General features: G+C 62.9%; 15 protein-coding genes. 10 read left to right on the top strand and 5 right to left on the bottom strand.

The features are described 5' to 3' along the window. Positions 1–29 precede the first annotated feature (29 nt). Together menE and mce are read right to left on the bottom strand one after the other, a co-directional pair. Positions 30–1,976, bottom strand: coding sequence for an o-succinylbenzoate--CoA ligase (gene menE, locus LAQ74_RS06480; RefSeq protein ID WP_224336262.1), 1,947 nt, complete (start codon positions 1,974–1,976; stop codon positions 30–32). 126 nt (positions 1,977–2,102) lie between these two features. Next, on the bottom strand, positions 2,103–2,486 hold the full coding sequence (gene mce / locus LAQ74_RS06485; RefSeq protein WP_224336264.1) for a methylmalonyl-CoA epimerase: 384 nt from the start codon (positions 2,484–2,486) through the stop codon (positions 2,103–2,105). A gap of 53 nt (positions 2,487–2,539) precedes the next feature. On the opposite strand from mce, the gene LAQ74_RS06490 reads away from it, so the two are divergent. Further along, positions 2,540–2,854, top strand: coding sequence for a YbjQ family protein (locus LAQ74_RS06490; protein WP_224336265.1), 315 nt, complete (start codon positions 2,540–2,542; stop codon positions 2,852–2,854). 29 nt (positions 2,855–2,883) lie between these two features. Here the strand turns inward: LAQ74_RS06490 and LAQ74_RS06495 are convergent, their stop codons facing one another. Then, complete coding sequence (locus tag LAQ74_RS06495) at positions 2,884–3,714, bottom strand: SDR family oxidoreductase (RefSeq protein WP_224336266.1); 831 nt, start codon at positions 3,712–3,714, stop codon at positions 2,884–2,886. Positions 3,715–3,845: 131 nt separating this feature from the next. Here LAQ74_RS06495 and LAQ74_RS06500 point away from each other — a divergent pair, with 131 nt between their 5' ends. Then, complete coding sequence (locus LAQ74_RS06500) at positions 3,846–4,352, top strand: MOSC domain-containing protein (protein WP_224336267.1); 507 nt, start codon at positions 3,846–3,848, stop codon at positions 4,350–4,352. Between the two features lie 195 nt (positions 4,353–4,547). Then, positions 4,548–5,729 carry a galactokinase gene (galK, locus tag LAQ74_RS06505; RefSeq protein WP_224336268.1) on the top strand — a complete coding sequence of 394 codons (1,182 nt, stop codon included), beginning with the start codon at positions 4,548–4,550 and terminating at the stop codon, positions 5,727–5,729. A 255-nt stretch (positions 5,730–5,984) separates the two neighbouring features. On the opposite strand, the gene LAQ74_RS06510 is transcribed toward galK, so the two are convergent. Beyond that, positions 5,985–7,223, bottom strand: coding sequence for a mandelate racemase/muconate lactonizing enzyme family protein (locus LAQ74_RS06510; RefSeq protein WP_224336274.1), 1,239 nt, complete (start codon positions 7,221–7,223; stop codon positions 5,985–5,987). A 169-nt stretch (positions 7,224–7,392) separates the two neighbouring features. Between LAQ74_RS06510 and LAQ74_RS20330 the strand changes: the two genes are divergently transcribed. The 4 genes from LAQ74_RS20330 to LAQ74_RS06525 all read left to right on the top strand — a co-directional run bounded on the left by LAQ74_RS20330 (position 7,393) and on the right by LAQ74_RS06525 (position 11,093). After that, complete coding sequence (locus LAQ74_RS20330; RefSeq protein WP_255647773.1) at positions 7,393–7,527, top strand: hypothetical protein; 135 nt, start codon at positions 7,393–7,395, stop codon at positions 7,525–7,527. 328 nt (positions 7,528–7,855) lie between these two features. Beyond that, positions 7,856–9,481: a hypothetical protein gene (locus tag LAQ74_RS06515; protein ID WP_224336276.1), complete on the top strand. Its 1,626-nt coding sequence runs from the start codon at positions 7,856–7,858 to the stop codon at positions 9,479–9,481. 76 nt (positions 9,482–9,557) lie between these two features. Continuing rightward, positions 9,558–10,223 carry a hypothetical protein gene (locus LAQ74_RS06520; RefSeq protein ID WP_224336278.1) on the top strand — a complete coding sequence of 222 codons (666 nt, stop codon included), beginning with the start codon at positions 9,558–9,560 and terminating at the stop codon, positions 10,221–10,223. A 3-nt stretch (positions 10,224–10,226) separates the two neighbouring features. After that, positions 10,227–11,093: a hypothetical protein gene (locus tag LAQ74_RS06525; RefSeq protein ID WP_224336280.1), complete on the top strand. Its 867-nt coding sequence runs from the start codon at positions 10,227–10,229 to the stop codon at positions 11,091–11,093. Positions 11,094–11,198: 105 nt separating this feature from the next. Here the strand turns inward: LAQ74_RS06525 and LAQ74_RS06530 are convergent, their stop codons facing one another. After that, on the bottom strand, positions 11,199–11,774 hold the full coding sequence (locus tag LAQ74_RS06530) for a DUF7344 domain-containing protein (RefSeq protein WP_224336282.1): 576 nt from the start codon (positions 11,772–11,774) through the stop codon (positions 11,199–11,201). 424 nt (positions 11,775–12,198) lie between these two features. On the opposite strand from LAQ74_RS06530, the gene LAQ74_RS06535 reads away from it, so the two are divergent. The 3 genes from LAQ74_RS06535 (at position 12,199) to LAQ74_RS06545 (ending at position 16,805) form a co-directional block, all read left to right on the top strand. Continuing rightward, positions 12,199–15,540, top strand: a complete 3,342-nt coding sequence (locus LAQ74_RS06535) for a PKD domain-containing protein (protein ID WP_224336284.1) — start codon at positions 12,199–12,201, stop codon at positions 15,538–15,540. A gap of 532 nt (positions 15,541–16,072) precedes the next feature. Further along, positions 16,073–16,456, top strand: a complete 384-nt coding sequence (locus LAQ74_RS06540) for a hypothetical protein (protein WP_224336286.1) — start codon at positions 16,073–16,075, stop codon at positions 16,454–16,456. Positions 16,457–16,499: 43 nt separating this feature from the next. Continuing rightward, a complete protein-coding gene (locus LAQ74_RS06545) occupies positions 16,500–16,805 on the top strand; it encodes a NifU family protein (protein ID WP_224336287.1) in 306 nt (101 codons plus the stop codon). The last annotated feature ends 19 nt before the right edge of the window (positions 16,806–16,824 follow it).

Raw genomic sequence — 16,824 nt, forward strand, 5'->3', positions numbered from 1 at the left:
TCTCTCTTCGAGCGCGAGTAAACGCGCTCTTAGTGGTTTCCCTCGCCTGTCGACCCCGGTGCACCGTCGGTCGACGACTCGCCGGCGCTGTCGGCTTCACCGCCGTTCTCGTCCGGTTCGGCGCCTCCGACGCCCGAATCGGTCTCTTCGCCGTCGGCGTCCTCGGTCTCTTCGCCGGCCGCGGCGACATCGCCGTTTTCGTCGTCTTGTTCGGTGTCGGATTCGTCGTTTTCGCCGATTTCGCCTCTACTGTATTCGCCGTCGTCACCGTTTTCGTCGTCGTCGCCCGAACTCGACTCGGCCTCCTCGACGATGCCTCCGGCGTGTTTCGACGCGTCGTCTGTCGTATCTCGGTCGGGAGACGCGTCCGCCGCTCCCGTCCCAGTCGCTCCCGAGATCTCCGACTCGTTCGGTTCGCCGAGTTCGCGCGTCGACTCCGCCGACTCGGCGTCTTCGATGCGGACGCCGTCGCCCAGCCGTTCGCGGAGCGCCGCCCGGTCGACGGTGCCCGAGACCGTCCGAGGGAGTTCGTGGTCGAACTCGATGGTCCGCGGGAGTTTGAACCCCGCGAGTCGCTCCCGACAGAACGCTTCGACGTCCTCGACGGAGAGGCCGGGGTTCTTCGGCACTAGAAGCGCTGCGACCCGTTCGCCCCACTCCTCGTCGGGGACGCCGACGACGGCGGCGTCGGCGACGTCTGGATGCGAGCGAAGCGTCTCGACGATTTCGCCGGGGTCGACGTTCTCGCCGCCGGTGATGATTCGGTCGTCGAGACGGTTGAGCACGTAGACGCGGCCGCCTTCGTCGCGGTAGCCGACATCGCCGGTGCGGAGGCCGTTCGGTCCGAACGCCTCGGCTGTCGCCTCGTCGTCGCCGTAGTAGCCCGGCGAGACCGTCGGGCCGTCGACGACCAACTCGCCCACCTCGTTCGGCGGGAGCTCCGCTCCGTTCTCGTCGACGACCGTCAGTCGCGTCCAGAACAGCGGGCGGCCGACCGTGCCGGGGTTGTCGTACGCCTCCTCCGGGCGGGCGGTCGAAATCTGCGAGGCCGTCTCGGTCATCCCGTACGTCGGGTGCACCGGGACGGAGTAGTCGCGACAGCGCTCGACGAGCGACTGCGGGGCGGGCGCGCCGCCCAACAGGACGACTCGCAACGAGTCGGCGAGCGTCCCACGCGTGTCGAGCATCTGCGTGAGCATCGTCGGCACGAGTGAGACGCACGTGATATCGTACTGACCGATGTCGTCGGCGGTCGACCCTGGGTCGTACTCCTCGCGGAGGACGACGGTGATGCCGTACAGCGGCCCGCGGAGAATCGGGCCGATACCGCCCATGTGGTACAGCGATAGCGGCACCAGCCAGCGGTCGTCCGGCGAGATGCCGAGGTGGAACGCCGAGGCGACGGCGCTCGACAGCACATTGCCCATCTCCAGAACGACGGCTTTCGGGTCTCCGGTCGTCCCCGAGGTGAAAAGCAGCAGCATCGGGTCCGAGCGCTTCCACTCGACGGGGACGACCGCCTCGGCGGTCGCGTCCTTGAACGACTCGACGACGTCGTACCGCGGTTCGTCGACCGAGATTATCGGGGTCTCCGCAACCGCAGTCTCGGCGGTCGGTTCGCTCGTCCCGACCGCCTCGACGGCCGTCTCCTCTGTCGTCTCACCGCAGACGAGCGTCGTCAGGTCGGCACGACGTATCTGTGGGCCGAGTTCGGCAGCGGTGAGTCGGTCGTTCAGGGGAACGAGCGTCGCACCGAGGCGCATCGAGGCGTGGACGAACAACACGTACGCCACCCGACTGTCCATCAGAACACCGAGGTGGTCACCCGCCTCGACACCGAGGGCCGCCAGTCGCCCCGCAGTCTCCTCGACGGCGGCGTCGAGTTCGGCGACGGTCCACTCGGCCCCCGAATCGGCGACGACGAGCGCCGTCGCCGCCGGAGACGTCTGTGCCCGGTCCGAGAGCCAATCACGCATACCTCGGGATAGCGGGGGGAGCACAACTGTCTTTGCATCGGCATCTCCCGACGTCGTCGACTCTCGTAACGCAGGGTGGTAGTTGGACGAACGCCGAGCGATCCGAAACGAACGCCGCCGGTCCGCTTAGTGCTCGACGAACTCGACGAGCACGCCGCCGGTCGATTTCGGGTGCAAGAAGGCGACTCGATGTCCCCACGCGCCCGGCCTCGGTTCCTCGTCGATGAGTTCGACGCCCGCATCTCTCGCCGTAGCGAGCGCCGACTCGATGTCTTCCGTCGCGAGCGCGAAGTGGTGCAGCCCGGGGCCGGCGCTGTCGAGGTAGCGCGCGATTGCGCCGTCTGCGTGCGGTTCGAGGAGCTCGAAGTAGCCGTCGTCGAGTTCGAGGAAGACGACGGTCATCCCGTCGAACTCCTCGCGATGGGCTTCGGGCGCGTCGAACAACTCGCCGAACAACTCCGCGAGCGCGTCGGCGTCGCGGGTGGCGACGCCTGCGTGGTCGAACTGCATACCCGCGCTTCGTCGGGCGAAGAGATAAATCCCCGAACGACAGTTCGGTGAGTATGGAGCTCTCCAACACCGACGAAATTGCGGGCCGCGAAATCACCGAGACGCTCGGCGTCGTTCGCGGAAACACCGTCCGCGCCCGCAACATCGGCCGCGACATCACGCAGGGACTCCGCAACGTCGTCGGCGGCGAACTGAAAGGCTACACCGAACTGATGTCCGACGCCCGCGAGGAGGCCCTCGCTCGCATGGAGGCGGAAGCCGAGGAACTGGGCGCGGACGCCGTCGTCAACGTGCGCTTCGTCACCTCCGACATCGCCCAGAGCGGCGCGGAGTTGCTGGCGTACGGGACGGCGGTCGAACTCGACTGAGCGCGTAGGCGATTCGCAACCGCTTTCTCTTACTTCCCGAACACGCGCGAGACGTTGCGAGCGACGCGCCACCCGGCGTCGCGCGCCCACGGGGGAAGGTACCCGCCGAGGACGAGTACGCGACCCTGCATCCCGACGGGGTAACGCTCGCGAGGCTTCGGCGCGCTGGCGGCGCGGACGATGGTCGTCGCCGTCTCGTCGGCGTCGCCGCCGAGGTCGGCGAGGTCCGGCAGCCAGTAGTCGAGCATCCCGTAGAGCTCGGCGTACCGGCCGCCCTCGGCGACGCGGGCGTCGAGGTCCGAGAAGACGTCGTCGACGAATCCGGTGCCGACGACGCCGGGTTCGACGAGAATCGCGTCGACGTCGAACGGTTCGAGTTCGCCGCGAAGCGCCTCCGTCCACCCCTCGACGGCGAACTTCGAGGCGGTGTAGGCAGCCATCCCCGGCAGCGGGTAGCGGCCGACGACGCTCGACAGATTCACCACGCGGCCGATTTCGGAGTCGCGGAGGTACGGGAGTGCGGCCTTCGTCACGCGGTGCATGCCGACGACGTTCACCTCGAACAGTTCGGAGACGTCCTCGGCGTCGGTCTCCTCGACGGCCCCGACGTGGCCGACGCCCGCGTTGTTGACGAGACAGTCCAGCCGACCCGCCTCCTCGGCGATATCGTCGACGACCGAACCCACATCCTCGTCCGTCACGTCGAGGACGACCGTCTCGCAGCCGTCGGCTTCGAGCGGTTCGAGCGCCTCCGCGTCGAGACCTGTCGCGTAGACGGTCCAGTCGGCCTCCGCGAAGGCGCGCGCCGCCCGTCGTCCGATACCCTCGTCGCAACCGGTGATGAGTACGACCCGTGTCACGCTCGACGATACTCTCGTCTGGAACATAAAACGGGGCGTGCTGTGGCATCGCGTGCAACACGCGCCGGTTCTGTGGCCGCCAACTCTCGTCGCCGACGAACCGCTTTGTCGCTGGAGGCGCTACCGACGGTATGGCACACGTCGAAACCATCTTTATCGCCACCGAAGACAGCGCCCCCATGGAGGAACTCGACAGCGTCGACGCCGTCGAGGACGGTCTCAGCGGCGACCGCTACCAGACCGGCCGCGGCTACTACTCGCCGTACGACGTCTGCGAGGTGACGCTCATCGAGGGCGAAGCCATCGACGAGATACGCGAGGAGTTCGACATCGACCTCACCGACGGTCGACATCGCCGAAACATCGTCACCCGCGGCGTCGAGGGTCACGACCTGCTGCACACTACGTTCCGCGTCGGTGACGCGCTCCTGCGGGGGACGCGCCCGCGACCACCCTGTGCGCACGTCGAACAGGTCGCTGACGAGGAGGGCGTCGCGCGGGCGCTGAAGAACCGGCGCGGCGGAATCTGCGCCGACGTGGTCGAACCGGGGACGATACGCGCCGGTGACGAACTCGAAGTCGTCGAGGAAGATCCGCAGACGATGGGTCGGAAGATAGCCGAGCGGTTGGGTCTGTAGCGGCCGGAGCCGCTGCGTTCGGAGCGAGTCTCGCGGGCGCTACGGGAAGATGCTCTCGGGCAGGTACGCCGTGACGGTCCAGTTAGGCGCGTAGAGTAAATACCTCCCTGTCGTGCGTCGGTCGCGCACGACGGCGTCGAGACGGCGTTTCCGGACGTACCTTAATACGGACGGGCGTCGTTCGCAACACAACCGATGTCGGAGCAACTCGACCGAGCGGCCGACGAACTCGTCGCTCAGTTCGGTGAGGGCGGACGGGTCGTCGGCGCGACGGCGCCCGGCCGCGTCAACCTCGTCGGCGGCCACACCGACTACAACGACGGCTTCGTCCTTCCGGCGGCTATCGACCGCCGCATCGCCGTCGCCGCGCGCGCCCGAGACGACGGGACGGTTCGCGTCTACTCGGCGGATTTCGACGAGACGGCGACGTTCGAACTCTCGGAACTGGACCCGCCCGACGCCGCCGAGTGGGCCGACTACGTGAAAGGCGTCGTCGCGGAACTCCGGGCGCTCGGCGGCGAATCGGCGACCGAACTCGGCGGCGCGGACCTCGCCGTCGTCGGCGGCGTCCCTCGCGGAGCCGGACTCTCCTCCTCGGCGGCGCTGGAACTCGCCGTCGGCGGCGCGCTCGTGGCCGCGTTCGGCCTCAACGTCGACCGCCGGAGCCTCGCCGAACTCGCGTGGCGCGCCGAGACCGAGTTCGTCGGCCTCGACTGCGGCATCATGGACCAGTACGCCGTCGCACTCTGCGAGGCCGACGCCGCGCTGTTTCTGGACTGCCGGGACCGCTCGACCGAACTCGTTCCATTCGACGGCGACCGCGCCCGCATCGTCGCGGTGGACACGAACGTCGAACACGAACTCGTCGACTCGGCGTACAACGACCGGGTTCGGGAGTGCGCTCGGGGCGTCGACCTGCTGGACGACCGCCTCGACGCCGAATTCAGGTCGCTCCGAGATGTCTCTCCGGCGACGCTCGACGCCCACGCCGACGCGCTCCCCGAGACGATTCGTCGTCGTTGCCGACACGTCGTCTCCGAGAACGAGCGCGTGCGACGCGCCGCGGCGGCGCTCCGAGAGGGCGATTACGCCGCCGTCGGCGAGCGGATGTTCGACTCTCACGAGAGCCTTCGCGACGACTACGAGGTTAGCTGTGCGGAATTGGACGTGGTCGTCGAACTTGCCAGAGAAGCCGAGGGCGTCTACGGCGCGCGACTCACCGGCGCCGGGTTCGGCGGCTCTGTCGTCGCGCTCGTCGCGCCGGAAGCCGTCGCCGAGTTCGAGGCGGCGGTTCGGCGGGAGTATCCGCGGCGGACCGGCGTGGAGCCGGATATCTACGACTGCGACGTCGTCGGCGGGTACGCGCTAGAGCGGTGAGCGAACCCCGAATCGAGCGACTCGTGGGTACCTCGGGCGCCGTATCGGCCTTCGAGCCGGATATAAGCCAGTCATCTCGCGAAAGCGGACGGCTCGGACCTATCAGGAACAAAATCCCGTCCTGCGGGCGCCTGCCACGCCGCCGGTGTGACGAGCCTCCGCCTCGTCGAACTCCGCGACGCTGTGCGTCGCGTGCTCGACTTCGCTCCGCTCAGTCGAACGCCGCCGGACGGAGTCCGGCGAACTCGATCCGGCTCACTCCTCGTCGAACAACTCCTCGCCGTCGATCATGCGCTCTTCGACGACGTCCATGTCGAGCGTCAGGCCGAGGCCTGGTTTCTCCGGAATCTCGATGTAGCCGTTCTCGATCACGTCCTCTTCGACCAGGTCCTCCCACCAGCCGAGCTCGTAGGAGTGGTACTCGACGGCCAGCGAGTTCGGGATGGCCGCGCCGACCTGTGCGGAGGCCATCGTCGCGATGGGTGAGGAGACGTTGTGCATCGCCACCGGCGTGTAGTAGGTGTCGGCGATATCGGCTATCTTACGCGTCTCGCGCATCCCGCCGACCTTGGGCATGTCGGGCGCGATGATGTCGACGGCCTGCTCTTCGAGGAGCCGGCGGTGGCCGTGTTTGCGGTAGACGTTCTCGCCGGCGGTGATGGGCGTCGAGGTGAACTGCGTCACCTCGCGCTGGACGTCGTGGTTCTCCGGCGGGACCGGGTCTTCGAGCCACCAGACGTCGAACTCCTCGATGGACTGTGCGAGGCGCTTGGCGCTACCCGCCGAGAACGTCCAGTGGCAGTCGAAGGCGACGTCGGCGCGGTCCTTCACGCGCTCGGTCACTTTCTCGACGATTTCGGCCTTGTGGCGAATCTCACCCGGGCGGAGGTGTCGGTTCGCGCGGTCCTTCTCCAGTCCCGAGGGCACGTCGAGGTCGAACTTCAGCGCGTCGTAGCCGAGTTCTTCGACGACGCGCTCGGCCTCGTCGGCGCAGGCGTCGGGGTCGGCCTCCTCCTCGGTGTGGCAGTCGCAGTAGACGCGGACCTCGTCGCGGTACTTCCCGCCGAGCAGTTGGTAGGCGGGGACGTCGAGAATCTTGCCCGCGAGATCGTGAAGCGCGATCTCGATACCCGAGATGGCGGTAACGGTGACGCCGCCGATGGAGCCCTCGCCGGACATCTTCTGGACGAGATGTTCGGTGAGGCGGTCGATGTCGAGCGGATTCTCGCCGACGACGAACGGCGCCATCCGCTGGATGAGTTCGGGGACGCCCGCGCCCCAGTACGCCTCGCCGGTGCCGACGACGCCCGCGTCGGTGTAGACGCGGACGAGCGTCCACGGGAAGTTCCCGTCGATCATTGTCGTCTGGACGTCGGTGATTTCGACGTCGCGTGCGCCGCCGCGCTCGCCGGTGACGCCCATCGTCTCGGCGGAGAGGTCCCGCATCGTGTACTCCGCGTTCGGGTCGTGGAGTTTCGCGTAGTCCTTCGTCATCTCGTGTAACGGTAGGCAGTTCCTGCCCCTAAAGCGGTTATGTACGCGTCCGGGAGCGACAGTACCGAAAGCCATAAAAAGTATTACAATCCGAGTAAATACTCCGCGTATAGAGATCACAACGGTCGAGACGTTCGTCGTCGACGCCGACTGGCGCAACTGGTTCTTCGTGCAGGTCACGACCGACAAGGGGTACACCGAAGTCGGCGAGGCGCTCAGCGGCGAGGGCCTCACCGCGGCGCTGGAAGCGACCACGGGGGTTCACAAACACTACCTCATCGGCGAGGATCCGCTGAACCGCTAGAAGATAAGCCGCCGACTCCGGCGTTATCCGTTCGCGTGGCGCGGCGGAAAGCTCATCAACGCCGTCGCGTCGGCGCCACGGCGACAGACACTCCTCGCAGGATTTGACATCCGTCGAGTCGCCCGAACGGGCATCTGAGACCGGAAGACCGGACGTTCCGACCCCTGTCCCGTGGTTTCTGAAAACGTGGTTAGGGACCCATTACCGGTGCTCTGACACCGGTTGAGCCCATTTCTGACAGCTCGTGATACTTATCTGACAGCCAATGAGTAAGTGGGTACCACCCGGAGTGTAGAGCAAGCCGGGAGAGACCGGCAAGACGCGAACCATGTCAAAGCAGAACAAGTTCAGTCGGCGGAAAGTGGTATCGGCACTCGGAGCAATCGGCGCGGTTGGAGTCGGCGCGGGATTCGCGAACACCGCGGCCGCGGAGAAGGTCAAAGCCTCGTTCACCGCGAACAACCCCGACACGCTCGTCAACGACGACGGGAGCGTCCGCGAGGTCAACATCGGCGTCAGTCACGGCTCGATCAGCTGGAAAGGGCTCGACTCGCCCGCGAAGAAGGCGAAGGTGTACTTCTGCACAGAGAAAGACGGGAAGTACGAGACGCTCGAGTCGAAGGAACTGAGCGCGACGGGCCTCCGCGGGACGAACAGCTTCTCCTTCGACTCCATCGACTTCACCGAAGACCCGTTCGACGACGCTCACTTCGAGAGCGACGAGGACGGCACGCTCACCGAGACAGACGTCGAACTCAAACTCAACGCGGAGGTCACGATGCAGAACGGCGAGACGGTGAGAGGGAACACCTACGCGACGATGACCATCAGCGTAGACAACATCGAATCGGAGGCCTACGCGAGCGGTGAGGCCAACGCGACGGTCGGCAGCTACCACCAGCGGTTCGGAGCCGCCTACATCAACGAAGACGGCATCGAAGAACCGATCGAGGACGGAACACTCAACCTCTACGTTACCTACGGCAAGGAGACGGTCACCTACGTCGCCGAGTTCGACGAACCCGAAGAGAGCGAACACAGCCTCGCCGACCCCGAGTTCGCGAGTACGAACCTCGCGCTCGGCTGGGACGTCGACGAGGACGGCGTCGGCGACTTCCAGGTGGCCTGGGACCCCGATGCCGGGTTCCCCGACGGCGAGTTCGGCTACAGCGGCGTAACCGACACGCCGAAGTGGGAGAAAGACACCAGCGCCGGATGGCAGGAGCTCCCGGAAGGGTTCAGCGCAGAGCGGTCGGACAACCTCTTTACTTTCGAGGTGCCGCGCAAGGCCCTCGGCGAAGACGAGTGCTACAAGTTCGGTGCGTTGGCGGGTGCAGGTGGCGAACAGCCGTACGTGGCCATCTCCAACGAGAAAGGGAAGTTCTGGTCCGGCGAGAACAACTTCACGTCCAGCGAGTACTACTTGGAGACCGAGGTTCTCGCGGGTTACTCGCAGCTGTACGTCTCCGACAACGACGAGATTTGCGTCGGCGTCGTCCACGACGACAGCGACGACGACCACGACGACGACAGCACGACGACGTTCGACGTGATCTCGCCGAACGCGTTCGACGGCGACGCACCGAGCGGCTACGCCTCCTCGCACGTCGAACTGTTCTTCGACTTCGACGGCGACGGCGAGTGGGACACGCAGGTTCGCCGCGGCGTCGGCGAGGACGTCCCGGACACCGGCGCGGGCGTCTACTACCAGAACAACGGCGGAAACTGGAAGAGCGACTTCGACGGTACCGGTATCGCCGTTGCGGAAACCGACGACGGCTTCTCGGTCACCGTCGACGACGACGAACTCGACGCAGACGGCGACACGTACGGCCTCGGCGCCTACGGAACGCGCGTCGACGACGACGCCCGAAGCGAGACGCTGGGTCGCGTCACGAAGTCCGGTTCCGGTCGCCCGTGGGAGTCGGACAACCTCGTCGAGACGTCGCTGTAACGTTCGAGCAGTAGACTCGGCTCTCCCTCCCACGTTGGCGTACGGCGGTTCGACTCCGCCGGTGGGATTTTCGACCATGCAATCACGAAGAACGGTACTCGGACTCGTCGCCGGCATGCTCGGCCTCGGCGCGCTCACCCTCACGTCGGACCGCGCGAGCGCGGTTGACGCGACACTCTCGGAGACCTCCACCATCGAGATAGAGACTCGGGACGGGAATCTGGCGACGTTGACCGTCGCTCCCGAAGGGAGAGTCGAGTGGGACGGGCTGGAACGACCGGCTTCGAGCGCGGAGCTCGGCTACGAGGCCAGAGTCGAGACCGAAGAAGACGGCGACGGCGAACAGTCGGAGTTCGCGTCGGCCGGGGAGACACTCGACCTCGACATCGACGGACTCGTCGGCTCCCGGTCGTTCGCGTTCGACGAGACGGACCTGTTAGTCGACGTCCTCGACGCCGAGTGGTTCAGACCCGCCGACGGCAGGACTCGGGAGCGAACCGTCACCCTTCGACTCTCGGTAACCGTTTTCGACGTCGACGACGATGTGCTCGCGACCGGAGAGACGGGCCTTCCGATTCAGGTCCGCGTCGAGAACGTCGAGTCGAGCGGAACGACCGCCGACGCGGAGTCGAACGCCGACGCGACGGCGGAGAACACACCGACGGAGACGCCGACCGAGACGGAGACGACCGAAACGTCGACCTCGACCGAGACGCCCACCGACGACGGGTCATCGGAGTGACCGATGATCTCGAAACTCTCAGTCGCGCTCGTGGGCAAGAAATCCGTGCTCGCGCTCATCCTGCTCTCGACGGTCGTGTTGGGTGCCGGGTACGGGATGGTCAACACCCCGCTCGGTGAGGACCCCTCGCAAGCGGCTGACCCAACCGTCACCACGAACTCGACACCGGACCCGACAGTCACCCCGCCGCCGACGGAGACGCCCGACGAGGGCGACGGAGACGGGTCCGAGACGCAGTCGACGACCGAGACGGCGACGCCCGACGACTCCGAGCGATCGAACGACGCGGACGGAGACGACCGCTCGAACGCCGACCGCGACGACCAAAGTGACCGAAGCGACCACGACGACCACCACGACCGGGACCGACGTGACACCGACTTCTCGCTCTCGGTCGGGTCGCCCGACGAGATACGGAGCGACGACGGCAGCGTCGACAGCGTCGACGGGGCGCTCTCGGGGTCGCTGTCGTACTCACGCGCCGACATCGACACTATCGTCTTCGTCGTGAACACGCGAACCGACGATGGCGATTGGCAGGAGGTCAGACGGGAGACCGTCGACACCGACGGAGACCGGACGGTCGACCTTCGGAGCGCGTTCGGCGACGACCCGGTGACCTACCTTGACGGCGACCGGACTGCCTCGTTCGCGAACGAGGACGACGGGACGACCGTCGAACGGACCGGACGCGTCGCGGTGACGGCCGTCCTCTATGACGGTGACCGTCGGGTCACGAGCACCACCGACAGAGGTGGATACTCGGTCGACGTGACGAATATCGAAGCGCAGGCAGGTGCGGATGCGGAATCCGACGCCACCGTCAGCGCTCTCGACGGCAACGTGCTCGCCGCTTCACTCGCGCGATAGACCCTAGAATTTAGATTCGCCCGCAGTTCGCCGACTCAGTTTTGCGCTACAATCCGCTCGTCGGCCGACTCTACTGACTGATTCCGGTCGCCGGAAACGAGTGCTCTAGTTCTCTTGGTGTCGGAGCTCCGGCGGCACCCCGTCGCGGCCGAGTCGTTGTCGTCGGCTGTGTAGCGTGTGGACGGCCGACGACACGACGAGCAGCAGACCGGGAACGAGCGCGCCGACCAGCGCCGGAATCGCGCCGAACGGCGGCAGGCCGCCCACGACGGCACCGGCGAAAGAGAGGGAGAACGCGCCCAACAGCAGGTAGTAGACGCTCCAGGGAATGTCGTTTCCAGGGACGATCTCCAGATAGACGTGGAGGTTCGACGCCTCCGTCGTCGTCGAGATGACGCCCCGGTCACGGTCGTACTCGACGACGCCCACGTCGTGCATCTTCGGGAGGTGGGACTGCTGCAATGCGTTGTACACCCGCCGACGCTCCTCGGAGGTGACCGCAGCCGGCGTCTGGCCCGTCTCCCACGCGGCGACCTGTCGCGAGAGGTCGCCGAGTTCGACCGGCGCGTCCTCCTGCAAGAGCGCGTGTATCGCGTACCGGCGACGGCGGTTGCTCAGCGTCTCGAACGCCTCCTCGCGAGAGAGTGAGAACTCGGTTTCGTCTACCTCGGTGACACCCATCGCAGAGTAGTCAATTGTGATGATATTTAAAATCTCCGACGGGTGTCGTACGAGCGATTCACGCGGAAGCTCGGCCGTCCGGGTCACGTCCCGACCCTGGCGACGCAAGTGGCTCGTTTCGGGATCCGACGCTCGCTTCGGGACCCCGGGGACACATTCACTATAGCCGATTCATCGGTGCGAGTTTCCCCCGGCAACCAAAGTGATCAAAACGACCATAGCGACGACGGCCACGAAGTCGCCCACGTCGTCGCCTGAGAGAACGACGCAACCATCAACTGCGACGGAATACCGAGCGAGCGGCCGACCAGTTCGCACCCGGACGACTCCGCCGAACAAATTCACCACACGACTACTGTATTATATTCTAATCTTTATTCTAAAGATTTTTAAACAGTATGGGAATTATGCTCTCTCCAACACGATGGATACACGTCGAATTTTCGTCGTACTGCTCGTCGTTGTGGCAGCGACCCCGAGTAACGCGGTCGGAACATCTGCTGAACCGCCTCTCGCCGAGGCGGGACTCGACCAGACCGTCGAACGTGGGACGACTGTTCTCCTCGACGGAACCGGGTCGCGTGACCCGGATGGAGAGATTGCCTCGTATCGGTGGTCGATTCGCGGTCCCGACGGTCGGGCGGTCGTTCCGGAGAACGCTTCCGCACCGCGGACGAGTTTCGTTCCCGACATGGTCGGGACGTTCGACGTCACCCTGACCGTCGCCGACGACGACGGTGAGACGAGCACCGATACGCTGTACGTGACTGTCGAACCCGGCGACTCGCCGTCTGTACGCCTTACCGGTCCCGAAGACGGGGTCGTCGGTCATGACCGACGCTTCACCGCTGAGGTAACTCCTGGCGCGGCTCCGCTAGACACGGTTGTCTGGCGCGTCGACGGGACGGTCGTCTCACGGCGCTCGCTTTCGCCCGACGCGGGCAGCGTGTCCTTCGAGATGCCTTTCGAGGCGACTGGAACGCATGACGTCTCCGCGACCGTTTGCGATTCGGACAATCGCTCGGATACAGACTCGCACTCGATTTCGATCTCCGCTCGGACGCCGCCGAGTTCTGGCGGGTCGGATCGCGCTCCTGACGCGGATTCGAATGCGGCGGTCGTGAGTGGGGACCGCGTGGTCACCGAAACGCGACCGCTGGAAGGTGCGTACCGCGTCGACGGTGTCCCCGCGACAGATATCAGCGACGTGGAGTGGTACAGCGAGCAGGGTTCGGTAGGTGACGGAACTCAACTTCGGCGCGAATGGTCCCCTGGGACGCATTCACTCTATGCGGTCGTCCGCTACGACGATGGTTCCCGCGAAGTCGCTCGGTTCGAGGGTGATGAAACGTCTGTTGTCGCCGATCCGCGGCCGAACGCCTCAGTTGCGGATGTCAGTCTCCAGAACGGACCCGTCTCCGGAACGGCCGTCGGTGACGATGACTTCGGAAATCTTCGCGCGCTGTCGGTCAGTCTCGACGGTACGGAAGTCGCGTCGTGGACGGGTCCGGGTGACGGTGTCGAAGAGAAGAGACTCTCGTTCGACGCGAGTGCGACTCCGCAAGAAGAACACGTTCTGGAAGTTACCGCAGTTGATGCGAGAGGACAGGAACGAACGTTCACTCGAACGGTCGTTCCGAAAGGGACGCCGGAGATTGTCAGTTCTCGATTCCTCAACACGCCTGTCGACTCGTACCACGAACGTATCGACTCCGAACGGTACGTCGCGTATCACGAGATGCGGATCGATTTGAATGGGGTAGATCCAGAGGATGTTTCGTGGGATTTGGGCCCCAAAAAGGATCGCATCGTTTCGGTTGCAGATGCCACTACTCAGCAGTCCAATGATGAGTTAGTAATCCGGTCCAAATTGTATGGTTCGATTCCCGGAATATATGAGGTAGAATCACGGGTTTGGTCAAAAACTGGTGGAAAAACGGATACTATAGAATCCTCTACTGACTTCCTCGAAGTAAATCAAAATCCACCTGAACTCCGAGTCAATATTAGTTACCACAATGAAAAAAGAGTCCAAGGTGATCGGCCTGTCATAATCGACGCTAGTGACTCCTTTGACCCGGACGGTACGGCAATTCAATACAGATGGAGGGACGATATGGAACCCGGTCCAGCAGAGATCAGCATTGGTGATGCTACAAACCTCGACAGTATGAGAATCACAATTTTGGATGGTTACGGGAACTCTGTGTCGAAAACAGAGGGTTTGGAAAATTACTATACACCGCAAATATCTGAGGTCTCCGTTGCCGATGAGAAGGATGTCTACCTACCTGAAGAGACCGTTGAACTACGGGTAATTTCGCAAGAATATACCCGTATCGGAAATCCAAACCGCATCGATATCCGGGCGGAGATTCTCGGACACGGGGATGCGGTAATCACGAATTGGTTTCGTGAAGTTAGAACGGTTACTGACAACCACGATGGCGAACAAAGGTGGACCGGTACTATCGAAGTACCTGCTTCAGCGCTCCAAGACGGAGCAAACAACCCATCCATCCAAATCTACAACGCTGAAAACCCGGAAACAACGATACGGTCGGAGAAATTACCCTCTGTAACGGTGTACGAGCCGACAGAGACGCGACTCACGAATGGCTCCGTCGACGATCTCGAGTACACCCTACTCGATGAAGAATACGATTGGAGACAAACTACCGACTACACAACTCAACGGGAGTACCGCGACGACGGATACGTCGTCGATAGTACCGACCGGAAAGGGATCGAGTACGAGATCGAACAGTACGAGAAAACTCAGTCAGCGAAACACAGGACGGAGACGAAACGCTTCGACAGATACAGCTCTCGCGAACTGCTCCTCGATACCAACTCCGACTGGACTGCAGCGGGGAGCGAAACTACGACCGATGTGTGGCATACAACTGAGACTGAATGGCGAGACAGCAGAGGCGGTGAGGGAACTTTCACCGGAGACACGCGAACTGTCCAAGTCGAGCCAGCTCAGTATCGGACGGAGAGACAGTTCGAGTACGACCGGAGTGTAAGAAAAACTGGAACACGGACGGTAATGAAGACGAGGACGCGTACGACTACCGAACAGCGTCGTCGCCCCGTAACTCGCTGTACCCAGTTCGGTTGCTTCGAGACAACCGAGACCTACATCGTCACCGAACACGAGACAGTCAGGGTTCCCGTCACAGAGACGTATTCGTATACGACGACTGTGACGGAGACGTACTGGTCGACGCAACCACTCGGTAGCGACCATCACCCGACAGGAGACATTCAACGGGTCAAGACATCTCCCGCAGAGTACGAGAAGCAGTATCAGTACGAATACCGAGAACGCCACGAGGAGACGACGACCACGTACCTGGCCGAGAAACGGGAACTGGTGCGTCCAGCACAGTACGACTGGGTCCACTACGAGACGACGACCAGCGGCCCACGCGCAGATCAGATCGCGCGACACGACGATTTCCGAGTGGGTTCGACGTCGAATATTCGTCGTTGGTTCATGAAAAAGAAAATTAGTGAGTCGAAAGAAACTTCAAGTACTTACGACGATGCGGACGATGTGATCCGAACGCGGGCAACGGTCTCCGGAGAGGTCGAACAGACACTCACAAATCCGAAGACCGGCGAGATGACTACTCAGACCAGGGGCGAGTTCGACGATGAATTCATCGGCTCTGGGTTGTACACGCGATCTGAGATTTTGGAAGACGTTGGTTCATCCGACGGCGATACGGAATGTGGTAATTGTGGAGGAGTAAGATGAACACATATATTAGAGCACTATTGGTTGTGTGTTGCCTTCTAGCAACTATCTCTATGATGTCAGTAGGTGCTGCCCATACTGGTCAGCAAATAAATTCGACTAACTGTGAAGAAATTCAAGATGTGACCTCAACAGGAGATGTAGTTTATGTGACAATTATTTGTCCGGATGGATCATTGAGTATAATTGCTAAAATAACTTTGGGGCAGAAATACAAACCGGAGTTGTTGTTTCCGTTGATGGATATGAGATTCTGAATGAAGATTTCAATATAAGTCAAAATTCAAAGAGAAAATTCACAGCAAACGTCTCTAAGCACGTCAAACCCAGCCAAACCAACCACACAGTAACTGTCTTAACCTTCGGAAATCACACAACTTACAACTTCTCCAAAGAGGTCGATAACACCGACTCCGGCCCCGTTCCCACGCCAGAGATAACCGACATCGACATTAAAACCGCTGTCGTCGAGGGTAAGAAAACTACTGTTGTAAACGCTACCGTGTCGAATCCGACGATTCATCCGTACCCAATGGTGCTTCTCGCTAATACAGAGCAGACATCCACGTTCCAACTCGCCTCAACTGGCCCGAACGACACCTCTGTCGTCCAGATACCGCTTGACGAAAAGCCCGGGACACCGATTGAGGGTGAACTTCGACTGAACGACGGGAACGTCTCGGAAGGATACGATCAAGTGCAGTTCAACGGATCTGTCGACGGAACCACCACGCACCAAAACGAATCGTACACGGCTGTACAAGCGTCGTGGGAGGACGACCCCTATCAGTACGGTGATGAGGACCGCTTCTACGACGACATCCTTCCATCGGACCCACTCAACTCCCCCGAACTACTCGCTGCCCTCGGGGGCGGCATCGTCGTTGTCGGTCTCTCCGCGCGCCGTCTCCTCTAACTCAGTACGAAACGCTATGTCGACTCATCCCTTCTGCCTCCGCATGAGCACGATAGACGCCGAAAAGAGCCTCGAAGACCGCATCGAACTGTTCATGATGCGCAACTTCCCGCAGATTCAAATGCACGGGGGCAGCGCCGCCATCGAAGCCATCGACCAGGAGAGTGGCGAAGTGTGGATCGCCCTCGGCGGCGCCTGCTCGGGGTGCGGTATCTCGCCGATGACGGTTCAGGCGCTAAAGAGTCGAATGATCTCCGAGTTTGACGAGATAACAGCCGTTCACGCCTCTACGGATAGGAGCGGATTCGGATCGGCCCCCGACGACGACTTCTCCGACGTACCGTTCTAGGCCGACCCTGGATAGTACG

The organism is Haloprofundus halobius (assembly GCF_020097835.1).
In the GTDB taxonomy this organism is placed as follows: Archaea; Halobacteriota; Halobacteria; order Halobacteriales; family Haloferacaceae; genus Haloprofundus; species Haloprofundus halobius.

What these genes read in the sequence shown, in the direction of transcription:
- menE (WP_224336262.1), bottom strand. Translation starts at nt 1,976, where the DNA reads ATGCGTGATTGGCTCTCGGACCGGGCACAGACGTCTCCGGCGGCGACG.
- mce (WP_224336264.1), bottom strand. Translation starts at nt 2,486, where the DNA reads ATGCAGTTCGACCACGCAGGCGTCGCCACCCGCGACGCCGACGCGCTC.
- LAQ74_RS06490 (WP_224336265.1), top strand. Translation starts at nt 2,540, where the DNA reads ATGGAGCTCTCCAACACCGACGAAATTGCGGGCCGCGAAATCACCGAG.
- LAQ74_RS06500 (WP_224336267.1), top strand. Translation starts at nt 3,846, where the DNA reads ATGGCACACGTCGAAACCATCTTTATCGCCACCGAAGACAGCGCCCCC.
- galK (WP_224336268.1), top strand. Translation starts at nt 4,548, where the DNA reads ATGTCGGAGCAACTCGACCGAGCGGCCGACGAACTCGTCGCTCAGTTC.
- LAQ74_RS06510 (WP_224336274.1), bottom strand. Translation starts at nt 7,223, where the DNA reads ATGACGAAGGACTACGCGAAACTCCACGACCCGAACGCGGAGTACACG.
- LAQ74_RS06515 (WP_224336276.1), top strand. Translation starts at nt 7,856, where the DNA reads ATGTCAAAGCAGAACAAGTTCAGTCGGCGGAAAGTGGTATCGGCACTC.
- LAQ74_RS06520 (WP_224336278.1), top strand. Translation starts at nt 9,558, where the DNA reads ATGCAATCACGAAGAACGGTACTCGGACTCGTCGCCGGCATGCTCGGC.
- LAQ74_RS06525 (WP_224336280.1), top strand. Translation starts at nt 10,227, where the DNA reads ATGATCTCGAAACTCTCAGTCGCGCTCGTGGGCAAGAAATCCGTGCTC.
- LAQ74_RS06530 (WP_224336282.1), bottom strand. Translation starts at nt 11,774, where the DNA reads ATGGGTGTCACCGAGGTAGACGAAACCGAGTTCTCACTCTCTCGCGAG.
- LAQ74_RS06535 (WP_224336284.1), top strand. Translation starts at nt 12,199, where the DNA reads ATGGATACACGTCGAATTTTCGTCGTACTGCTCGTCGTTGTGGCAGCG.
- LAQ74_RS06540 (WP_224336286.1), top strand. Translation starts at nt 16,073, where the DNA reads ATGGTGCTTCTCGCTAATACAGAGCAGACATCCACGTTCCAACTCGCC.
- LAQ74_RS06545 (WP_224336287.1), top strand. Translation starts at nt 16,500, where the DNA reads ATGAGCACGATAGACGCCGAAAAGAGCCTCGAAGACCGCATCGAACTG.